Origin of the sequence: Aeromonas sp. 603404 (assembly GCF_049171775.1) — a bacterium.
Classification (GTDB): domain Bacteria; phylum Pseudomonadota; class Gammaproteobacteria; order Enterobacterales; family Aeromonadaceae; genus Aeromonas; species Aeromonas veronii_A.
In genome coordinates this window covers 1-19930 of record NZ_JAAKPE010000006.1, presented here as the reverse complement: position 1 = coordinate 19930, position 19930 = coordinate 1, and the positions used below count along the sequence as shown (strand labels likewise).

Here is a 19930-nt window from a genome sequence, read left to right as displayed (position 1 = left end):
CATCCAATCAATCACTCCCCCAACCTCTGTGCCAATCCGGAATAACGCTCGGTCTTTTTCCGCACCGCCTGTGCCAGCAGGGCGCGATCGCCGTAGAGATCGAGCCGTGCCTTGGCGCGGGTGATGCCGGTGTAGACCAGCTCGCGGGTGAGCAGCGGGCTCGAGCTATCGGGCAGCACCAGCACAGTATGGGCAAACTCCGAGCCCTGAGATTTGTGGATGGTCATGGCGTAGACCGTCTCGTGGGGGGGCAAGCGGCTGGGCAAAAGCGCCCGTAGGGTGCCGTCCGGCTGCTCAAACCAGACCTTTAACCGGCCAGTTTCATCGGGCAGGCAGAGCCCCATATCGCCGTTGTAGAGGCCGACCCCGTGGTCGTTGCGCACCACCATCACCGGGCGACCGGCATACCAGTCGCCGTCGCGGGCAATCAGGCCGGCCCGTGACAGGGCCAGTTCCAGTCGCTCGTTAAGCCCCAGCACCCCGAACGGGCCGTCGCGCAGGGCGCAGAGGATCTGGAAGCTGTTGAATTCCTTGAACACGGCGGCGGGCGCCTCCCCCGCACGGGCCGCCTTCAGATAGCTGCCGTAACCGGCTACCCCCTGGGCAATCAGGGCATCGTAGGCCTCCCCGGCCCAGGGGTGCAGGCTGATATCGCTAAAGCCCATGCCCCAGACTGATTCCACCGCCGTGGCATCGCCGCTGTTGCAGGCGCGCGCCAGCTGGCCAATGCCCGAATGCTGATCAAAGCGCCAGCTCTTGGCAAGCAAACAGAGGCTGTCGCGCACCGGTGCCCCCGCGGGCGTGCCCTGCAGGCGGTAGCCGGTCTGGCGGGAGAGCCAGTCCGCCTGCGCCGGGCTGATGCCCTGTTCGATAAAGCTGCAGATATCGCCGAGCACGGCCCCCGCCTCCACCGAGGCGAGCTGATCCTTGTCGCCGAGCAGGATCAGGCGGGCATGGCTGGGCAGCGCATCGAGCAGCCGTGCCATCATCGGCAAATCGACCATGGAGGCCTCATCCACCACCAGCAAGTCGAGGTGCAGCGGGTTGCCCGCGTGGTGGCGGAACTGGCTGCGCCCCGGAATGACCCCAAGTAGCCGGTGCAAGGTGCCCGCTTCGGTGGGGATCGCCTCCACCCACTCAGGGGGCAGATCGAGGGCCTGCAGGGCAGAGCCGATACTCTCGGTGAGGCGCGCCGCCGCCTTGCCGGTGGGGGCCACCAGCCGGATCGCCGGGGCCTTGCCCGCTTGCAGGCCGGTCTCCACCAAAATGGCGAGCAGTTTGGCGACCGTGGTGGTCTTGCCGGTGCCGGGGCCGCCGGAGATCACCGCAAAGGGGCGAGCCGCCGCGGTGGCCGCCGCCAGCTTCTGGCCGTTGCAGCAGAGCGCCTCGGGCACCAGCGTATCCAGCTTGCTCAAATCGCTCGCCGCCTGGGCGCTGGCCAGCAGCCCCTCGATGGCGGGCCAGTCCACCTCGTTCGGGCACACCAGATCGAGATACTTTTCGATAAAGTGGCGGGCCGAGAAGTCGGGGGCGAGGCGGGCTTTGAGCAGCGCCGCGAACACCAACCCATAGTCGCGGGCAAACAGCCGCGACAGAGCCGGGGCGATCTCCGGCCATTCGGCGCGTTCACTCAACGCGCGCAGATGGCGGGCCACCCCCAGTTCAAAATCGTGATAACGGGTGAGATAGAGCCGCCCCTGCCACAGCCGCAGCGGCCAGCGCGGGGCGCTGCCGTCATCCTGTTCCGTACCCACGAGCGGGCTTGCCGCAAACAGGGCGGGCCAGCGGGCAGGATCCGCTAGATCAGCCAACAGATCCCGGCTCTGCTGGGGATCCAGCCCGAACGGGCGCAGGGATCCGGCAGTCAACATTTCAAGCGGCAAACAGACATGGCCACGCCCCAGTTCGAAGCAGGTGAGCGCCGCCCCCAGCACCAGCTCGGGGCTGCCGCCAAGGTCGGCCACCAGCCTGGCAAATTGCAGATCCAGCTGGCGGATGCGGCCAGCCAGCGCCAGTGTTTTGAGCCGTTCAACCATCATTGCGCTGGTCGCGGTGCTGATCATGGTGCCGCTCATGCCTCTACCTCGTTAAATGCTTGGGATCCCGCTGCTGGCAGCTCACTGCCTTCGCTAAACAACTTATCCAGCCCCAGCACCAGTTCACGGCTCGGGCGGGTATGGAAAATGCCCCCCTGCGGCATGCCGCGCAGGAACAGATAGAAAACGCCGCCAAAGTGCTGCTCGAAGTCGTAGCCCGGCAGGCGCAGGGTGAGCAGCCGGTGCAGCGCCAGCGAGTAGAGCTGGTATTGCAGGTCGTAGCGGTGCTCGGCCATCGCCCGTTCCAGCGCCGGACGGCTGTAATCGGCGGGGCTCATGCCGAGGTGGTTCGATTTGTAGTCGAGCAGATACCAGCGCCCCTGCCACTCGAACACCAGATCGATAAAGCCCTTGAGCATCCCCTGCACGGTGGCAAAGCTCAGCGGCTTGTTGCCCCGCGACAGCGGGTCGTGCTGCTGGCAGAGGGCGGTCAGCGCCGGTGCCGTCACCCGTCCCATGGGCAGGAAGAACTCCAGCTCCACCTGTTTGCGCTCGGGGGCCAGATCCCGCAGCCGCACCGGTTCGCCAAAGCCGGTATCGAGCGGGGTATCCAGCACCGCTTCGACCTGCTGTTGCAACACCGGTGCCCAGCTCTCATCAAAACCATCCTGCGCCAGCAGGGTGGCGATATGCTCTGCCAGCGGCTCGCCACCAGCGCTCTGAAAGTCGATGGTCTCGAACAGGCTGTGCAGCAAGGTGCCCGGGCGCGCCCCCTTCGGGAAGGTGAAGATGGAGGGCTGGGGCGCCTCTTCCGGTTGCTCGGAAGCCAATGCAGCCGCCTCGGTCACTACCTCGTCATCGAAGCCGGGATTGGCAAGCACGCCCTTGCTGTGACCGTGCCCCTGCGCCGCCAGCCCGGAGTAGGAGCTGATCCACCAGTCCCGCTCAAGGGAGCCGCTAAAGTGGCGCACCTGCGGCTCGCCCAACTGCTCCTCCTCTGGCGGCAGCGGGGCCGGACGGGTGAGCGAGGGCTCACCGACGGCTACCCCGGGCAGCGCCTGTGCCAGCTCGGTCAGGGCGGTCGCCAGCGTCTGCGCATCCCCCTCCTCGCCCTTTTGCAGCAGGTAGCCGATGGCGGTGTGGTGCAGGTCGGTCTTCTCCGACTTGCCTGCTCCCGCCCGCACCGGCGCCAGCCCCAGCCAGGTGGCGTAGACGCCCCGGGTCAGCGCCACATAGAGCAGCCGCAAATCTTCGGCAAGGCGCTCCCTGTCCGCTTCGGCGAGCGACGAGTCGGCGCCGGTCAGATCGAGAATGGTGCGATTGCCCGCCTCATCCGCCTCGTGATAGAGCGGGGTCTCGGCGGTTCTGTGGCTGCAGATAAAGGGCAGAAACACCAGCGGGTACTCCAGCCCCTTGGATTTGTGGATGGTGACGATCTGCACCAATTTCCGCTCGGATTCGAGGCGCAGTACCTGCTCCGCATCCTGCCCGTTGGGGCGGCTCACCGCCTCCCCCAGCCAGCGCAGCAGGGCATATTCCCCGTCCAGCTCGCTGCTCACCTGTTGCAGCAGCTCGCCAAGATGGAGGAAGTTGGTCAGCCGCCGCTCGCCATAGGGGCTCGCCAAAAGCGAAGAGGCGAGATTGCGCCGGTGCAGCAGGGCCCGCAGCATCGCCAGCACGCCGCGGCGGTGCCAGATCTTGCGGTACTCCATAAACTCCTGCACCGCGCTCTCCCACGCCCGCTCGTCTCTGGCCAGCCCATCGAGCGCCTTGGCATCGAGATCAAACAGGCCGGTGGCGAGCGCCGCCCGCAGGCTACGCTCTTCGCTCGGGTTCTGGCAGGCGTGCAAAATCAGCAGGATCTCCCGCGCCTCCGTCTGCTCCAGCACGCTCTCGCGGTTCGACAGATAGACGGAGGCGATGGCGAGCCGCGCCAATTCCTGCTGCACCAGCTTGCCCTCGGCGCCGGTGCGCACCAGCACGGCGATATCCCCGGCCTTCACCGCCTTGTCACCTATCAATGCCTTGCCCTCGCGAGCCAGGGTCAGCAGGCGGTGGATCTCGGCGGCGGTGGCGCGGGCCATCTTGCTCTGGTAATCCCCCCGGTTGAAGGTGGGCTGACCGGTCAGCTGCCAGCAGTGGAGCACGGGGGCGGTGGCACCATCGAGCAGCAGCGCCTTGCTCTTGCCCTGCGCCTCCACCGGCAGGAAGGGGATATCCGCTTCGTAGATAAAGGGATCCTTGGCTCGCTCGAACAGGCCGTTGACCGCCCCCACCAGCACACTGCTGGAGCGCCAGTTGCGCCCGAGGGTGTAGTGGGCGCTCACATTTCGCCGCGCCTGAATGTAGGTAAAGATGTCGGCGCCGCGAAAGCCGTAGATGGCCTGCTTGGGGTCACCGATCATCAATAGCGCCGTGTCGGTGTGGCCACCGTAAAGCCGATGGAAGATGCGGTACTGCTGGGGATCGGTATCCTGAAATTCATCGATCATCGCCACCCGGTAGGTGGCGCGAATGCGCTCGCACAGCCGCTCGCCAAGGCTGGAGCCGAGCGCCCCGTCGAGATCTTTGAGCAGGTCATCGAACGAGAGCTGATGGGCTTGGCGCTTGCTCGCCTGCATCCGGCTGCGCACTACTTTGGCCGCCCGTTGCAGGATGAGATCCCGAATACCGGGGCGGCTCGCCAGCAGCTGGTCGATCTGGCTGAACAGCGGCAGGGTCGGCACTGCGCCCCCCTTCTTGAGGTTCTCCTCCAGCACCCTCTGGCCGAAGCGCTCCAGCTCCTTCGGGATGGCGTAGCCACTGCTTTCGTCCTGTGCCCAGTCGGCTATCTTGGCAAGCCACCCTTCGTAGTTCTTGCCGGTGTAGCGGCTGATCTGGCCGTCGGTCTGGCGGCGGATCTCGTCCGTCTGCGCCAGCCATTCGTTTTTCACTGCCGCGATGCGGCTCATGGCCGCCTGATGGCGGGCGGCAAGGGTCTCGTCCCCCAGCGCGGGGTGGATCTCCAGCTCGCTATTGTCGAGCCAGCTGCCCATCTCCCGCAGCAGGGCGGCGGGGCTCGGCCAGAGCGCGCGCACCGCGCTGGCGAGGGCTTTATCCACCGGATAGAACTCGGCACGCCAGTAGTCGCTCACCGCCTGCAGCCTGAGCTGGCTGTCGTCGGTGAGAAATTCGGTTTCAAAGAGGGCGCCCGACTCGAAGGCGTTCTGCTTGAGCATCCGCTGGCAGAAGCCGTGGATGGTAAAGACCGCCGCCTCGTCCATCTGCCGCTCGGCGGCCAGCAGGCGACGGGCCGCCAATTCGTGATCCTTCACCTCGTCCAGCAGTTGGGCCAGCAGGGTGTCACTGCTATGGCCGCGCATAAAGGCGAGGCGCGCCTCGTGGATGCGGCCGCGGATCCGCCCGCGCAGCTCGGCGGTGGCGGCTTCGGTAAAGGTCACCACCAGAATTTCGGTCACCGAGAGCGGCCGCTCGTGGGCGCTCGGCTGACCCACATCGGCGCCCTCTTCGATGAGCGGGCCGTGACCCAGCAGCAGGCGCAGGTAGAGACCGGCGATGGTGTAGGTCTTGCCGGTACCGGCGGAAGCTTCGATCAGTCGTTCACCATGGAGGGGAAAACGCAATGTATTGAGCGGGTTAGCCATTATTTCAGCTCCTCCAGGGTCTTGAGCAGCGGGGTCAGGTGTTCGCGGGCCAGCGCCTGCAACTGCCCCAGCACCTCGTCATCGAGTTCGGGGAAGCAGCGGGCGACGTAAACGTCTTGCCCCTCCCCATTGATCATCCAGCCGCCGTTGAAACGGGTGAGAGCCGCCTTGTCGGCCGCCTCCGGTTTGTCCGGATCCTTCTCGATCGCCTTGAGCCAATCCCAGGCAGTGTTGGGGAAGAAGGGCAGCGGCCGCTTCATCCCCTGCGCCCAGCACGCCACCAGCGCCGCCAGCTTGGGCCGCGCCTCGTCGGCAGAGAGCTTGGGCAGTCGCAGACTCTGTTTGGCATCGAACAGCAGGGTGTCGCCGGGGGCGCCACTCAATGAGAGGCAGAGGTGCTGGATCCAGCCCAGCAGCAGATCCTTGCCGTTGAAGCTGCCGGGTTTGACCACCAGCAAGCGCCCCTTCTGGGTGTCGATCCACCCTTGCAGCTGGCCCTGAGTGAGGGAGATATCGATCTCCACCGCCTGTTTTTCTGACTCATTGGCCGCAACCCATGGCCGCAGCCGATCCGCCAGCTTGCCCATCTCGGCATCCAGATCGTCCAGCAGCAGGCTGCCGAACCACCCTTGCGGCAGCAGGCCGGTGAGCTGCAACCGCTCGCGACGCTCGGTACTTTCACCTTCCGCCAGATGGGCATCGAGCAGCAGATCTTTCAGCTGATAATGTTGCAGGCCATCCAGCTCGAACGGCTCGCTGTCCTCGATGTTGGCTTCGTTCAGCTCAAACCACACCTTGAGGCGACGGTTGAGGAAATATTTGGTGGGCTGGCGATAGAAGCGCAGCAGCTCCGCCAGCTCCAGCCCCTGCTCCTTGCCCCATTCGGGGGGCAAAGGCAGCTCGCCGCTCTGGAAGTTGGCCGCGCCGCGCACCGGATTGAGGGCGGGCAACCAGTCGGCGGCATAGGTAAAGAGGCGTGAACCCGCCTCTGGGTAGAAGTAGTTGCGGCTGTAGGGGGTGAGCGGGTGCGCCACCATCAGGTGGTTGAGCAGCCGCTTGCCGGAGGTTTCGTCGTCCAGCTCCTCATCCCCCGCCAGCACAAAGCCCTGCCGCACATAGTCGATGAGTTCGGCCAGCAGCACGGATGGCACCTTGTCGCTGTTGTCCTGCGCGCTGAAGCCCTGATAGCTGATATAGAGCCCCTGCTGGGCGCTCAACAGTGCCTCGAGGAAGAGGTAGCGGTCATCATCACGACGGGAGCGATCCCCGCGCCGCGACGCCACCGCCATCAGATCGAACCCCATGGGAGCCAGGGTGCGCGGGTAGACACCGTCGTTCATGCCGAGCAGGCAGACCTGCTTGAAGGGGATGGAGCGCATCGGCATCAGGGTACAGAAGTTGACCTGACCGGCGAGGAAGCGCTGGCTGGAGCGGGACTCCCCCAGCACGCTGCCGAGGTAATCCTGCAACAGGTCAGCGGTAATGGGCTGCTCGAAACGGGCTTCACCAAGCCGGGTCTGCCACTCGGCCAGTTGGCTGCGAATCAGCTGGAGCTGACGCTCTTCATCTTCGTCGGCCAGATAGAAGCGCTCCAGCAGCGCCAGCAGGCAGGCGTTCCACTCCGCCAGCGGCTGCGCCTGTTGCAGCCGGGGCAGGAATTCGGCCAGCGAGTCGACGAACCAGGCGAGCTTGCCGAGCGCCAACCCCTGCTGCCCCTCGATATCGGCGTAAGGAAGAATGCCCGCCACCGGCTCGCCATCCCCCATGGCAAAGCCGAGCAGCATGCGGCGCAGGCCGAACAGCCAGCTGTTGCCGGACATGGGCGGCAGATCGAAACGGACGGGGTAGCCGTCGTCCAGCCCCCAGCGGATGCCGGTCTCCTGCACCCAGACCCGCAGCTGGTTGAACTCGTCGTCATCCAGCTCGAAACGGCGCAGCACGGCGGGCACCTCGAGAATGGCGAGCAGCTCCCCTGCCCCGAAGCGGGCATTGGGCAGCCTGAGCAGGGCGAGGAAGCTTTGCAGCAGCGGGCTCTCCTGACTCGCCGCCCGATCCGAGACCGCAAACGGGATCTGACCCCGCGCGCCAAACACCGCCTGAATGTAGGGGCCGTAGCTGTTCACATCCGGCATCATCACCACCACATCTTTCGGGGTGAGGGTCGGGTCCTGCTCGAACAGCGCCAGCAGCCGGTCGTGCAGCACCTCGAGTTCGCGCATCGGGCCGTGGCAGGCGTGGATCTGCAAGGATCCATCCGCCGGATCGATCGGGCTCTTGTGGTGGCTGCTGTCGAGATCGAACTGACCGGCGCCTCGCTCGGCCAGCTCCAGCACATCCTTCTGGATGGCGCGCAGCAGGCTGACATTGCCTTTGCCATCAACTTCGTCGATATCGACGAAAGCCTCGATTTGCGGCACCTCCAGCTCCATCAGCTGATGCAGGTAGTCGCGCCCCAGCTTGCCCATGGAGGCGAGCAGCGGGTTGGCGGGGCCCTGCAATGTCTCGATATCGGTGCCGGGTTTGAGCTTGTTTTCGAGGCGCGCCAGGGTCTTGCGATCCAGCAGATCCCCCCAGTAGTAGCGGCAGGGGTTGGTGACGAACAGGTGCACCTCCACCTCCGGCCGGCTGCCGAGGGCCAGCAGCGCCTCCACATAGCGCGGCGGCAGCGCCGAGATGCCGAATACGAACACCCGCTGCGGCAGCTTGCCCGGCAGATCGGCAGTACGCTCCAGCTCGTGGATAAACTCCTCGTAGAGGTTGGCGCGGTGGTAGCCACTCGGAGAGAGCGCCAACGTGCGGGCCACCAGCTCACGCCACAGCTCCGGCTGCCAGTCCTGACCGCTCACCCCGGCCAGCTCCTGACTCAATCCTTCCCCCTCTTCCCAACGGGCGATCCAGTCCGGCCGGTAGACCAGATACTGGTCAAAGAGATCCGCCACCTTCTGGCAGAGCTGCCACAACCGCACTTGCTCGGGATCCTTGACGGGATCTTCGTTCTCTCCACCGCCCAGATAGGCGGCGAGCGGGGCAAAGGCGGGCCTGTCCAGCAAGGCAGGCAGAATGGTCATCAGCTGCCAGCTCATGGATCCCTTGTTGTAGGGACTCTGGCGCGGTACATCCGCCAGCACCCGGGTGAACATCTCCCAGATAAAGCTGGCGGGCAACGGAAAGTCGATATTGGCGGCGATGCCGAAGGCTTTGGCCAGCTCCAGCTTGAGCCACTGGGCCATGCCCGGACTCTGTACCAGGATCTGCTCCCGATCGAAGGGGTTAGAGAGAGGGGCCTGCCGGATGCGGCTCACCAGCAGCTCCTTGAGCAGATCCAGCTGATTGGAGTGGTAGAGGGTAAACATGAGCAATTCCCGCCTGTGGATGAGAGGGGGCGAGGGAAAAGGCGAGCCATTTCCGTCACTTCACAAGAGAGGGAATTGTCAGGGATCGAAGGGGAAGATGCAAAAGGCTCTTGTGGCCAGCAGGCGGGCAAACCGCTGAACCATGAGGGGCGCCGCAGATTTGTGCAGCTGCCTCATCGCCCCGGAAAACGCAGACAGAAAAAAGCCGGTGCAGTTGCACCGGCCAAAAGGCATTGGAAAACTTGACTCTTCAGGGCATTACCAGTTTTTGCCGAGACGGGCATCCACACTGAAAGCCCCTGCTCCGGCCGCCGCCAGCGCCAGGAAACCACCGGCCACTGAGACGTTCTTCATAAACATCAGCATCTGCATCTGTTCGGCAGGCTGGTAGTGGAAGATAAAGGCAGCCATCAGGGTGAAACCGGCCAGCAGCACGGAGAGGCTGCGGGTAAAGAGACCCAGCACGACGGCAAGGCCACCACCCAGCTCAAGCAGGATCACCAGCGGCAACATAAAGCCGGGCACACCCATCGCTTCCATATAGCCCTGAGTACCGGCATAGCCGCCGATCTTGCTCCAGCCCGCCATTACGAACATCAGCGCCAGCAGTACACGACCCGCCAGCAGCGCTACATCTTTCATCTTGTCCATTTCATATTCCTCGTTTGTGTCACATCACCGCTGACTGCTTCAGGGTAGGTCAAATAACAGGGCTTGGCTGGCACTGGTCGCAACCAGCTCCCACCGGTATTCATCACGACTGAGTACCCCGTCGCCGGGTCGGGCAGCCAGACCGTTGGCGGCAAGCGTACCTGAAATCATCTGCAGGTAACCGTGTCGGCCAGCCAGTGCCCATTCGAGCGTCTCGCCCGGGGCCAGTTCCAGCCGCCATACGCGGGCCTGTTGGCGGATCCGCAGCGATCCCGCCTCGCCATCCGGTGACGCTACCAGCGTCATGCCCGGTCTGGACTCGATCTTCTTCTGCTGATACCCGGGTGGCGTGCCGAACTCGTTCGGCTCGATCCAGATCTGCAACAGGGAGAGGGGTTCCGTCTGCGAGGGGTTGTACTCGCTGTGGCGGATCCCGCTACCTGCACTCATCAGCTGGAAATCCCCTGCCGGGATCTGCTCGGCATGGCCGAGGCTGTCCTTGTGCTCTATGGTGCCTTGCAGCACGCAGGTGAGGATCTCCATATTGGCGTGAGGGTGGGTGGCGAATCCGCCACCCGGCGCAACCAGATCCTGATTGATCACCCGCAGTACCGAGTGTCCCATCCACTCCGGGTCATAGTAGTGACCGAAGGAGAAACTGTGGCGCGCGTCCAGCCAGCCAAAGTTGGCCTTGCCCCGCGCTTCTGCGGCTCTCAATTGCATCATGGTGTGCTCCTCATCTACCGGGACGGTTGATTAACGCTGTTTGCCGCTACCGATACCGAACGGAATACGGTATTCGCTGCTCTGGTCAGCCAGGCTGACGGTCAGGTTGCCCTGGGTACGGCTCGGGATCCGCACCTGCTGGGTGCCTGTCAGATTGGCGTGGACTGATGCCAGCAGATCGCCAGACTCGTCACGCACTTCCAGCATCGGATTGGCTTTGCCATCCATTGCGGCAGTGGCGTTCCAGTTCACAAACAGCACACCGGGCATGGCATTGAAGTCAGCCGGTACAGAAGCTTGGGCGAAACCTGTGGTCATCAGGCCTGCAACGGCCAGCATCTTGATTACGTTTTTCATGTTCATTCACTCTCTTGTTTTATATGTCATTGCCAAGGCCTTTTCGGCCAGAATCAATGCATCCATGCAAGAGGTTATTCAAATAGTGTGTTGTTCTTTCACCGACATCAGACAGACCGATTTGGTGTGTCACAGTGCGGAACTACCCGCATATTTGGCCGCTCGACGTTCCTGCCTAAGCGTTGATTGAATATTAAAGTGACATGACCTAACTTGTTAGCGAGATAAACTGGCAAACATATTCAAAAAAATTGAAGGTGAGGAATGGCCAAGGAATCGAACAAGGAACGGGCGCTGACCCTGGAGGCAATCCGGGTGCTGGACGCCATCGACCGCCGCGGCAGCTTTGCGGCGGCGGCCGACGAGCTGGGCAAGGTGCCCTCGGCATTGAGCTATACGGTGCAGAAGCTGGAAGACGAACTGGATGCCATGCTGTTTGACCGCAGCGGCCACCGCACCAAGTTCACCCCGGCGGGGCGCATGCTGCTGGAGCGCGGCCGGGTGCTGCTGGAGGCAGCCGAGCATCTGGTAGGCGAGACCCGGGCGCTGGCCCGTGGCTGGGAGACCGACATCACAATCGCCGTCGATGCGCTGGTCCCGGTGCAGGCCCTCTACCCCTTGGTGGAGAAGCTGGCCGAGCAGACCGATACCCGACTGCGGCTGCGGGCCGAGGTGCTGGCGGGTAGCTGGGAGTGTCTGGAAGATGGGCGTGCCGACCTGCTGATCTCCTCCATCAACCCGGACATCATGATGACCGGCATCAAGCATCAGGTGATCAAGGACGAGGTGATGCTCTACGTCGCCCATCCCGATCATCCGCTGCATCAGGAGCCCGAACCCTTGGCCGACGAGACCCTGCGCCGCTACCGCGCCATCGCGGTGGCCGACACAGCCCTGCGCAAACCGGTTCTCACCTACCGCCTGCTGGACAAGCAGCCGCGCCTCACTGTCAGCACCATGACGGAGAAACGGGATGCCCTGCTGGCAGGGATCGGGGTCGGCACCATGCCACAGAGCTGGATTGAGGAGGATATCCGAGCCGGACGGCTCAAGGTGATCAGCCCCGAATATCGCCATCAGCTGCAGGTCGTGCTGGCCTGGCGGCGAGACACCATGGGTAAGGCCAAAAGCTGGTTGGTGCGGGAGATACCAAAACTGTTTATGGCTGGCGAAAAATGAGAGACAGTTAACAGAAATGTTAATTGCATGCCTCACTTGACGCCCAATATCTTTGCTGATTTCATAGCCGCCTCATTGAACCCATGGAAGCTGTAGAAAATGAAAAAGAGTTTGCTGGTTGCCCTCACCACCCTGCCCCTGTTTGCCAATGCCGGCCTGATGGACTCGCTGACCGACAGCGTCACCAGCAGCGTCAAGGATGCGGCCAGCACCGCCGTATCCGGAGCCATGGATAGCGCATCCAACGAAGCCATCAAGAAGGCACTGGATATCAAGGAAGGTGGTTCCAACAAGCAGGCGGTCAAGGATAAGCTGGGTGCGCCGGCCTCTACCAAGACCGAAGCCGGTCTGGAAGTGTGGACCTATGACCTGGATGCCCTGAACAAGGCGTCTCCCATGCTGGCCGAGACCACCAAGACCCTGCTGAAAGATACCGACGCCGCCAAGAAAAACGTGGTCATCAAGTTCGAAGGGGAAACCGTCAAGAAAGTAGACCTGACCGACAAGGCTCAGGGCTAAGTTCACTCGTCCGGTGGGTAGGGCGACACCCCGCACCGGTACAGATGGCAAGAGGGGGAGCATCAGGCTCCCCCTCTTTTATTGACAATCACCAGCGTTCAACCAATCTGCTGCTCAACGCAGTAAGCGCAAAAAGGGTGGCCTCGGCCACCCTTGGGTTGATAACAGCTGGCGCTGTTACTGGTTCGCTTCGGCGAACTGCTTCATCGCTTCGGCGTGCTTGGTCATACCGGCGGCACGCTCGTTGAGCTTCTTGATGAACTCCGCCTTCTTGGCAGGATCCTCGATGCGATCATAACGTTGCTGCAAGTTGGCCTGGATCTGCTCCGGGGTCATGTTCTGCATACGAGCCATCTTGTCGTGGCGACCACCGTGGTGTTTACCACCCATCATGCCACCACCGTCCATCGGGCAATCCACCATGGCACCGGGCTGGCCGGTGGGGGCCGCTTCACTGGCAGCATAGGCACCCAGCGGCAGGCCAAGGATCAGGGTGGCGGTCAGCAGGGTTTTGGTCAGCTTTTTCATGGTCTATCTCCTGTAGGGATGATTCTGGTTCGGCGCTCTTGCCTTGCCCTCAAGTAAACACCCTGTCGGTGTCTGAACTTTGCCAGCATCGCCCTTTTTTGTAGCAGAGTGTGGCATCGTGCGGATCTGGCACACTTTGACACAAACCGCCGTCCGGATTTTCGTATACTCGGGCCAACGCCAAGCAGGGGAGGTATTCATGAACCAGGGCAACACCCACATTCTGGTGGTCGACGACCACAGCGAGATCCGCGATCTCTTGAAACGCTTTCTGGAACAGCACGGCCTGCGGGTCAGCTGCGCCCGGGATGGCAAGGAGATGAAGCGACTGCTGGAGGAGCGGGAGTTCGACCTGCTGGTGCTGGATCTGATGATGCCGGGTGAAGATGGTCTGACCCTCTGCCGCGAGCTGCGGGTCAAATCGAACCTGCCCATCATCATGCTCACTGCCATGGGGGAAGAGACCGACCGCATCATAGGGCTGGAGATGGGGGCCGATGACTATCTGGCCAAGCCCTTCAACCCGCGCGAGCTGCTGGCGCGCATCAAGGCGGTGATGCGCCGCACCCAGGCCGAGACCCAGCCTGCCGCCGAGACCCTGACCCGGGATCTGCGCTTCGATCGCTGGCTACTCGACGTCAATCGCCGGGAGCTGGTCGATGAGGATGGGGTGGGCCTCAGCCTCTCCACCGCCGAATTCGATCTGCTCAAGGTGTTTCTCGAACGCCCGCAACGGGTGCTGAGCCGGGATCAACTGCTGGACCTGGCCCGTGGCCGCGAGGCGGTGGCCTTCGATCGCGCCATCGATACTCTGGTGAGTCGACTGCGCCGCAAGCTGGAGCGGGATCCCAAGAATCCGGAGCTGATCAAGACCATCTGGGGTGGCGGCTATATGTTCTCCGCCGACGTGACGCAGGCATAAGCGGTGACCTTTTTGAAACGACTGTGGGCAAAAATATGGCCCAAGGGGCTGACAGGCCAGATCATTCTGGTGGCGCTGGCAGGGCTGATCCTGATCCAGCTGCTCAGCATCCAGATCTACCGCTCGGATCGGGAGGAGGCGCTTGGCTTCGTCAACAGCCGCAACGCCATGCAGCGGATCATCTCGGTGGTCAGGCTGCTCTCTCTATCACCCCCATCTCTCTATGACGAGATCCTCAAGGCGAGCCGCAGCGAAACCCTGCTGCTGCGCCTCTCAGACGAACCACTGCAACCGGATAATCGCAGCCCCCGCTTCGAGCAGCTGGTGCGCTCTCGGCTCGGCTACCCGCAGGGTCTCACCATAGAGATCAGCGCCGAGCTGAAAGAGGATGCCCAGCGCAGCAAAGCCTGGGAGCATCACGCCCGCATGATGCGGGATCGCAAGGGGCCACCGCCCCCATCACGCGACATGCGGCTCTATGGCTCCATCGAACTGCCGCAGGGAGGTTGGCTGCAGTTCAGCTCACTGGTCGACAAGGAGGCGGGCAGCTGGTCGTGGCAAACCACCCTCAATCTTATGCTGGTCGCCAGTCTGGTGATCGGGCTGATGGTGCTGCTGTTTCGCCGTGCCACTCGCCCGCTCAAGCAGCTGGCAGGCAACGCAGATCGGCTCGGACGGGGCGAGGATATCGAGCCCTTGAAAGAGGAGGGGCCGACCGAGATCCGCGAATCGATTCAGGCCTTCAACCGGATGCACACCCGGCTCGACCGCTTCGTGCAGGACAGAACCCGAATGCTGGCGGCCATCTCCCACGATCTGCGCACCCCCATCACCAGCCTGCGGCTGCGTACCGAATTTCTGGCCGATAGCGAGGACAAGGAGCGGATCCAGCAGACCCTGCAACAGATGGAGCAGATGCTGGCGGCGACCCTCAGCTTTGCCCGCGAGGAGGGACAGCAGGAGGCTACCCGCGAGCTGGATCTGGTCAGCCTGTTGGTCAGCCTGTGCGATGACTACGCTGATACCGGCCAGCCGGTCACCTGTCTGGCGGAGGGCAAAGAGGTCTACGCCTGCCGGGCCAACACCCTGCGCCGGGTGCTGCAGAACCTTATCGGCAACGCCATCAAATATGCCGGCAGCGCCGAAGTGTCGCTGGAGCGACGCAAGGAGGAGCTGTTGATCCGGGTCTGTGACAACGGGCCGGGAATCGATCCTGCGCGGCTGGAGGATGTATTCAAACCCTTTGTGCGGCTCGATGAAGCGCGCAATACCGAGTCCGGCAGTGTCGGGTTGGGGCTCTCCATTGCCCGTACCCTGGTGCATCAGCACGGCGGCGAACTGACCCTGCTCAATCGGCCACAAGGTGGGCTGGAGGCGCGGATCAGCCTGCCGCTGTAAGTAATTACTCTATCCGCCAGCCTTGTCATGGCGCCATTTGCATCATGCAAACTTCATCATTTGAGCGCTTGTTCTTCGATCAGAAAGACGGTGATAATCGGTGACCACGGGACGGTATACGGCAACGGATTGGAGCAAGGATGGCCTCTTCCAGGACAGGAGTCATAGTCAGTATCGGATGGGGGCTCCTGCTGCTCGCCCTTGCCCTGCCTGCCTGGGCCAAAGCCCCGGAAGAGCCGATCATCATTACCAACTCCAAAGCCTGGCAGCCCTTCTCCTATATCAATGAGTCGGGCCAGCCGGATGGCCTGCTGATCGATTTGTGGCGTGAATATGCCAGGGTCACCGGCCAGAAGATCGAGTTCAGGCTGGTCGACTGGCAAGGCTCTCTCGACCTGCTCCATGAGGGGAAAGCGGATGTTCACGCCGGACTGCTCTGGTCACCGGAGCGGGACAAACTGTTCGACTATGGCCGGCCTCTCGCCCAGCTCGACTCCCAACTCTTCTTCTCGAGCGAACTGCGCGGCACCGATGTCCACTACTACCTGCTCCATGAAACGGTCGGTGTGGTAGCCGGTGGCTACGAGGAGTATTACGCCAGGCGCTACTTCCCGGGCACCAAACTGCAGACCTTCGATGACAACGACACCCTGCTGGCTGCGGCCTTTCGGGGCGATATAAAGGCCTTTATCGCCGATCTGCAGGTCGCCAACTTCTACATCTATACCTCGGCAGATCCGACCCGCTTTATTCCGGTGCGCCACCTCTATACCGACCAGATCCGCTTTGCCGTCAAGAAAGGGGATCTCGCCCTGCTGGCCAAGCTCGAAGAGGGATTTGCCAGGATAAAGGAGAGCGACCGGGAGCGGATCATCCGCAAGTGGATGCATGTCGAGACCGTCTACCCCATCCATCTCGGCCCTTGGCTACTGCTGGCGGCGGGCCTCGTCATGGTAGCTTATATCGTGCAGCTGCGCCGGGCCGTCGCCAATCGCACGGCAGAGCTGAGCCGCGCCAATGCCCGCCTCGAAAAGCTGGCCAGCACAGATCCGCTGACGGGCCTCCTCAACCGGCGCGCCTTTATCCCGTCACTGGAGCAGCAGCTGACCAGCGGCACACCCTGCGCTCTGCTGCTGTTCGACGTGGATCATTTCAAGGAGACCAACGATAAATTTGGCCACAACGTGGGCGACAAACTGCTGGAAAAACTGGCCGAAAGCATAGCCGTCATCTTGCCGGAGCAGAGTCTGTTTGCACGCATTGGCGGTGAGGAGTTTTGCGTCCTGCTGCCGAGCGATAACCTGCAGGCGACCGGTTTGTGGGCGGCGTGCCTCTGTCAGGAAGTCAATAAAGAGCGGCTGGAGACCACACTTGGTGAAGTCACCCTCTCCATCAGCACAGGAGCAGTCTGGATTTCAGCCGGGGAGAGTATCGACACCGATCAGCTGCTGCGGCAGGCAGACCAGCTGATGTATCAAGCCAAAGCCAATGGTCGCAACACCTGGCAAGCGGCACCATATCAGGCAGCGGCCAACCCGATGGATGCCCAATAAAAACGGCCGCCATCGGATGATGGCGGCCGTGAGGCATTATGTCTGTCAGAAGTTGTAGGTGACACCCAGATTGTAGCGGCGGCCATCCAGCACTGTGCCATAGCTGCTGTAATCCACCGTCTTGTCGAACAGGTTGTAGACCCCGGCGGTCAGATCGAGATGCTTGTTGGCCTTGTAGACCAGCCCCATGTCAAAGAAGGTGTAGGAGGGAGTCCCCTCCGCCATCTTGACCCTGCTCAGGTACTCGGAAGTCTCGCCACGGAAGTTGACCCGCGACCAGAGGTTGAGATCCTCGGTGGTCTGCCAGTCTACGCTGCCGTTGACCATGTGGCGTGGCATCTGGTTGAGGGCATGACCCGCCAGCGGGCCACTCTTCTGCTCGGACTGGGTAAAGGTATAGCTGCCGCTGACCGACCACTTGTCGTTGATCACCCAATCCATCATGCTCTCGACGCCACGCATGTTCGCCTTGTCGACGTTGACCCGATCACTGATGAAGTCATAGCTGTACCCATTGAGAGTACAGGCCGGATCGCTCTTGCTGGTGCAGCGACGCACTTCGGAGATCTTGTTCTTGAAGTCGGTGTTGAACAGGGTTACCCCGGCATTGAAGCCCTGATGGCCATTCCAGAGCAGGCCGATCTCTTCACTCACGCTAGTCTCGGGTTTGAGATCCGGGTTGCCGACCAGCATGCCATCCAGACTGCCACCGCCGGTAACCTGACCCCAGTTGGCCGCAGACATCCGCAAGTCCGGCGAGCGATAGCCGGTCGATACCCCCCCTTTCAGAGTCCAGCTATCATCCAGATGCCAGACACCGTAGAGGCGCGGGCTCCAGTGAGAGCCGTAGTTCTGATCCCGATCCATGCGAGCGCCCCCTGTCAGGGCAAAGCTGTCAGTGAGTGACCACTCATCCTCGACAAACATCGCCCAGCTCCAGCGGGTCAGCTGTGTGGCGGGGTTGGCCACTTTCAGGTTATTGCCCTGATCGTGCAGATCCTCATAACGATACTGCCCACCGACACTCAGGTAGTGAGCTCCCAGAATGAACTGGGTGTGGGTATCGGCGATGGTGTTGGTGAGCTCCATCTTGCGAGCGGGGTTGCTGTTGGTCTCCTGCTGCAGATAGCTGCTGGAGGAGCCGAAATCATACTGACCATCATGAGTCAGCGCATAGTTGGTGCGCTCGTAGCGATACAGGCTATCTTTCGCCTTGGCATCCAGCGAATTGCCTGCCGTGCGATCCCGATCCTGCAGGCTGCGACTGGCCTCCAGATCGAAGCGGTTGTGCTCGTCGGGCTTGAAGCTGAGCACGGCCGTGCCACTGCGGGTCTCCTGCTCGGCAAAGCCCTGGGTAAACTTATCCTCGCCACGATGGGCCAGCTGACCATTGAAGCGCAGCCCCAACACGCCATCGATCAGTGAACCTGCGGTATAGGCATCAGTCTGGAAGCTGTTGCCAGCATCCTTGTTCTCCTGGAAGGTCGAATCGGCGTGAAGCGAGCCCTGCCAGGCCAGACCGGTAGTCTTACGGGTAATCACGTTAATCACGCCGCCCATGGCATCTGAACCATAACGGGATGACATGGGGCCACGCACGACCTCAATCCGCTCGATTGCCTGCAACGGCGGTAACCAGCCCTGCTCGATACCGGGTCCATCGCTATTGGGGCGGGTACCACGGCTATCCACCTTTTTGCCATCAACCAGCATCAGGGTGTATTTCGAGCCCATACCACGAATGCTGATATCACTGCTGCTGCCACCACCGGTCACTACCACACCGGGAACATCCTTCAGGGCGTCAGTCACATCGCGATAGGCGCGCTTTTCCAGCTGCTCACGGGTAATCACGGAGATGGAGGCGGCAGAGTCTTCAATCTTCTGCTGGAAGCCGGAAGCGGTGACGACCATCACCTCTTGTTCGGCAGCATAGGCCTGGGTCGCAAGAAGGGAGCAGATCAGCAAGGCAAGCTTGTTCGGTTTCACTGTTGTCATGTTTTAGCCTGAACATTATTAGTAGGAAGGTGACGTATTCCCTTACTTCACTTATTACAACGCCCTAGCATCCGGCCAGACGCAGCATTAGAAAAGGCTCATTTGAAAAGCACTTTATTAATCAGCCCGCATTGTAACGACCTCGCCAGAATCATTCAAACAATAATCATTATCATTTGATTCATGTGGTATTCCTGCAGCAGAATCGCTCATTCTTGATAAGAGACTGTTTTAATGGAATAAATCCATAAGCAAAAAAGGGGATTACACAAACAAGTGGAAGCGATGACGTACCGTTGCAAGATGGCCTGATTTAATCGTCATGCAGGTGGGGTGTGATGCGATACAGAGCTGGAAACAGTAGCAAGAGCGCCAACAGGGGGAAGGTATTGCCATCGCGGTGGGATGTCGGCAGCTCACCAGCAGGCTAAAAACATCAAAACCCAGTCGTCAGACTGGGCTTTGTGTTGGTTCTGGTGTGCAACCATCGGGGTTAGTGGGTAAAAACCGCCCATAGCAAAAAGGCCTTCCCATCTGGGAAGGCCTTTAAATTAGTGGCGGAGCGGACGGGACTCGAACCCGCGACCCCCGGCGTGACAGGCCGGTATTCTAACCGACTGAACTACCGCTCCGCATTCGGTTAGCTTGCGCTAAATCATTTGCCGCTTCTTGTGAGGTGTCATCCTCGCAGCCGGCTATGTGTTTTCACATCACCGTTTAATTGGGTGCCTGGCAGTGTCCTACTCTCGCATGGCGAATGCCACACTACCATCGGCGCTACCGCGTTTCACTTCTGAGTTCGGCATGGGATCAGGTGGTTCCACGGCGCTATGGCCGCCAGGCAAATTCTTCAATCTGAGAAAGCTGACGTAAGTAGTTCGCTTGGTATCTGTTACAAGCCTTAGAACACTTCTTGGGTGTTGTATGGTTAAGCCTCACGGGTAATTAGTACGGGTTAGCTCAATGCATCGCTGCACTTACACACCCCGCCTATCAACGTTGTGGTCTCCAACGGCCCTTTAGGACCCTCAAGGGGTCAGGGATGACTCATCTCAGGGCTCGCTTC

Annotated in this window: 13 protein-coding genes, 1 tRNA gene and 2 rRNA genes; 5 read left to right on the top strand and 11 right to left on the bottom strand. The window is 61.6% G+C overall.

Features of this window, described 5'->3' with window-relative positions:
* Positions 1-11 precede the first annotated feature (11 nt).
* From recD to G5306_RS10080, 6 genes are all read right to left on the bottom strand, one after another.
* Positions 12-2075, bottom strand: a complete 2064-nt coding sequence (gene recD / locus G5306_RS10105) for an exodeoxyribonuclease V subunit alpha (protein ID WP_421312820.1) — start codon at positions 2073-2075, stop codon at positions 12-14.
* Positions 2072-5680 carry an exodeoxyribonuclease V subunit beta gene (recB, locus tag G5306_RS10100; RefSeq protein WP_421312819.1) on the bottom strand — a complete coding sequence of 1203 codons (3609 nt, stop codon included), beginning with the start codon at positions 5678-5680 and terminating at the stop codon, positions 2072-2074. Before recB ends, recD begins: the two co-directional genes overlap by 4 nt.
* Positions 5680-9033, bottom strand: coding sequence for an exodeoxyribonuclease V subunit gamma (gene recC, locus G5306_RS10095; RefSeq protein ID WP_421212190.1), 3354 nt, complete (start codon positions 9031-9033; stop codon positions 5680-5682). Before recC ends, recB begins: the two co-directional genes overlap by 1 nt.
* A gap of 258 nt (positions 9034-9291) precedes the next feature.
* On the bottom strand, positions 9292-9684 hold the full coding sequence (locus tag G5306_RS10090; protein ID WP_005336513.1) for a DoxX family protein: 393 nt from the start codon (positions 9682-9684) through the stop codon (positions 9292-9294).
* A gap of 39 nt (positions 9685-9723) precedes the next feature.
* The gene (locus G5306_RS10085; protein ID WP_216952676.1) at positions 9724-10410 is read right to left on the bottom strand and encodes a pirin family protein; all 687 of its coding nucleotides are present in this window, start codon (positions 10408-10410) and stop codon (positions 9724-9726) included.
* Positions 10411-10440: 30 nt separating this feature from the next.
* Positions 10441-10773 carry a hypothetical protein gene (locus tag G5306_RS10080; protein WP_013723379.1) on the bottom strand — a complete coding sequence of 111 codons (333 nt, stop codon included), beginning with the start codon at positions 10771-10773 and terminating at the stop codon, positions 10441-10443.
* 258 nt (positions 10774-11031) lie between these two features.
* Here G5306_RS10080 and G5306_RS10075 point away from each other — a divergent pair, with 258 nt between their 5' ends.
* On the top strand, positions 11032-11946 hold the full coding sequence (locus G5306_RS10075; RefSeq protein ID WP_421312818.1) for a LysR family transcriptional regulator: 915 nt from the start codon (positions 11032-11034) through the stop codon (positions 11944-11946).
* A 99-nt stretch (positions 11947-12045) separates the two neighbouring features.
* On the top strand, positions 12046-12465 hold the full coding sequence (locus G5306_RS10070) for a hypothetical protein (RefSeq protein WP_216979692.1): 420 nt from the start codon (positions 12046-12048) through the stop codon (positions 12463-12465).
* Positions 12466-12642: 177 nt separating this feature from the next.
* On the opposite strand, the gene G5306_RS10065 is transcribed toward G5306_RS10070, so the two are convergent.
* The gene (locus G5306_RS10065) at positions 12643-12993 is read right to left on the bottom strand and encodes a hypothetical protein (protein ID WP_005355311.1); all 351 of its coding nucleotides are present in this window, start codon (positions 12991-12993) and stop codon (positions 12643-12645) included.
* A 199-nt stretch (positions 12994-13192) separates the two neighbouring features.
* Between G5306_RS10065 and G5306_RS10060 the strand changes: the two genes are divergently transcribed.
* The 3 genes from G5306_RS10060 (at position 13193) to G5306_RS10050 (ending at position 16866) form a co-directional block, all read left to right on the top strand.
* A complete protein-coding gene (locus G5306_RS10060; RefSeq protein WP_005342708.1) occupies positions 13193-13915 on the top strand; it encodes a response regulator in 723 nt (240 codons plus the stop codon).
* A 33-nt stretch (positions 13916-13948) separates the two neighbouring features.
* The gene (locus G5306_RS10055; protein ID WP_371878966.1) at positions 13949-15313 is read left to right on the top strand and encodes an ATP-binding protein; all 1365 of its coding nucleotides are present in this window, start codon (positions 13949-13951) and stop codon (positions 15311-15313) included.
* Positions 15314-15453: 140 nt separating this feature from the next.
* Entirely contained in the window at positions 15454-16866 is a 1413-nt protein-coding gene (locus tag G5306_RS10050) for a diguanylate cyclase domain-containing protein (RefSeq protein WP_421312817.1), read from the top strand.
* 45 nt (positions 16867-16911) lie between these two features.
* Here the strand turns inward: G5306_RS10050 and G5306_RS10045 are convergent, their stop codons facing one another.
* The 4 genes from G5306_RS10045 to G5306_RS10030 form a co-directional block, all read right to left on the bottom strand.
* Positions 16912-18864, bottom strand: a complete 1953-nt coding sequence (locus G5306_RS10045; protein ID WP_421312816.1) for a ligand-gated channel protein — start codon at positions 18862-18864, stop codon at positions 16912-16914.
* Between the two features lie 555 nt (positions 18865-19419).
* A tRNA-Asp gene (locus tag G5306_RS10040) sits at positions 19420-19496 on the bottom strand.
* A 95-nt stretch (positions 19497-19591) separates the two neighbouring features.
* Positions 19592-19706 (bottom strand): 5S ribosomal RNA (gene rrf / locus G5306_RS10035).
* Between the two features lie 82 nt (positions 19707-19788).
* Positions 19789-19930: ribosomal RNA gene (locus tag G5306_RS10030) — 23S ribosomal RNA — on the bottom strand; the annotation flags it as partial.

Excerpts from the sequence above, each read along its gene's own strand:
- recD (WP_421312820.1), bottom strand. The coding sequence starts at position 2,075 with ATGAGCGGCACCATGATCAGCACCGCGACCAGCGCAATGATGGTTGAA.
- recB (WP_421312819.1), bottom strand. The coding sequence starts at position 5,680 with ATGGCTAACCCGCTCAATACATTGCGTTTTCCCCTCCATGGTGAACGA.
- recC (WP_421212190.1), bottom strand. The coding sequence starts at position 9,033 with ATGTTTACCCTCTACCACTCCAATCAGCTGGATCTGCTCAAGGAGCTG.
- G5306_RS10090 (WP_005336513.1), bottom strand. The coding sequence starts at position 9,684 with ATGGACAAGATGAAAGATGTAGCGCTGCTGGCGGGTCGTGTACTGCTG.
- G5306_RS10085 (WP_216952676.1), bottom strand. The coding sequence starts at position 10,410 with ATGATGCAATTGAGAGCCGCAGAAGCGCGGGGCAAGGCCAACTTTGGC.
- G5306_RS10080 (WP_013723379.1), bottom strand. The coding sequence starts at position 10,773 with ATGAACATGAAAAACGTAATCAAGATGCTGGCCGTTGCAGGCCTGATG.
- G5306_RS10075 (WP_421312818.1), top strand. The coding sequence starts at position 11,032 with ATGGCCAAGGAATCGAACAAGGAACGGGCGCTGACCCTGGAGGCAATC.
- G5306_RS10070 (WP_216979692.1), top strand. The coding sequence starts at position 12,046 with ATGAAAAAGAGTTTGCTGGTTGCCCTCACCACCCTGCCCCTGTTTGCC.
- G5306_RS10065 (WP_005355311.1), bottom strand. The coding sequence starts at position 12,993 with ATGAAAAAGCTGACCAAAACCCTGCTGACCGCCACCCTGATCCTTGGC.
- G5306_RS10060 (WP_005342708.1), top strand. The coding sequence starts at position 13,193 with ATGAACCAGGGCAACACCCACATTCTGGTGGTCGACGACCACAGCGAG.
- G5306_RS10050 (WP_421312817.1), top strand. The coding sequence starts at position 15,454 with ATGGCCTCTTCCAGGACAGGAGTCATAGTCAGTATCGGATGGGGGCTC.
- G5306_RS10045 (WP_421312816.1), bottom strand. The coding sequence starts at position 18,864 with ATGACAACAGTGAAACCGAACAAGCTTGCCTTGCTGATCTGCTCCCTT.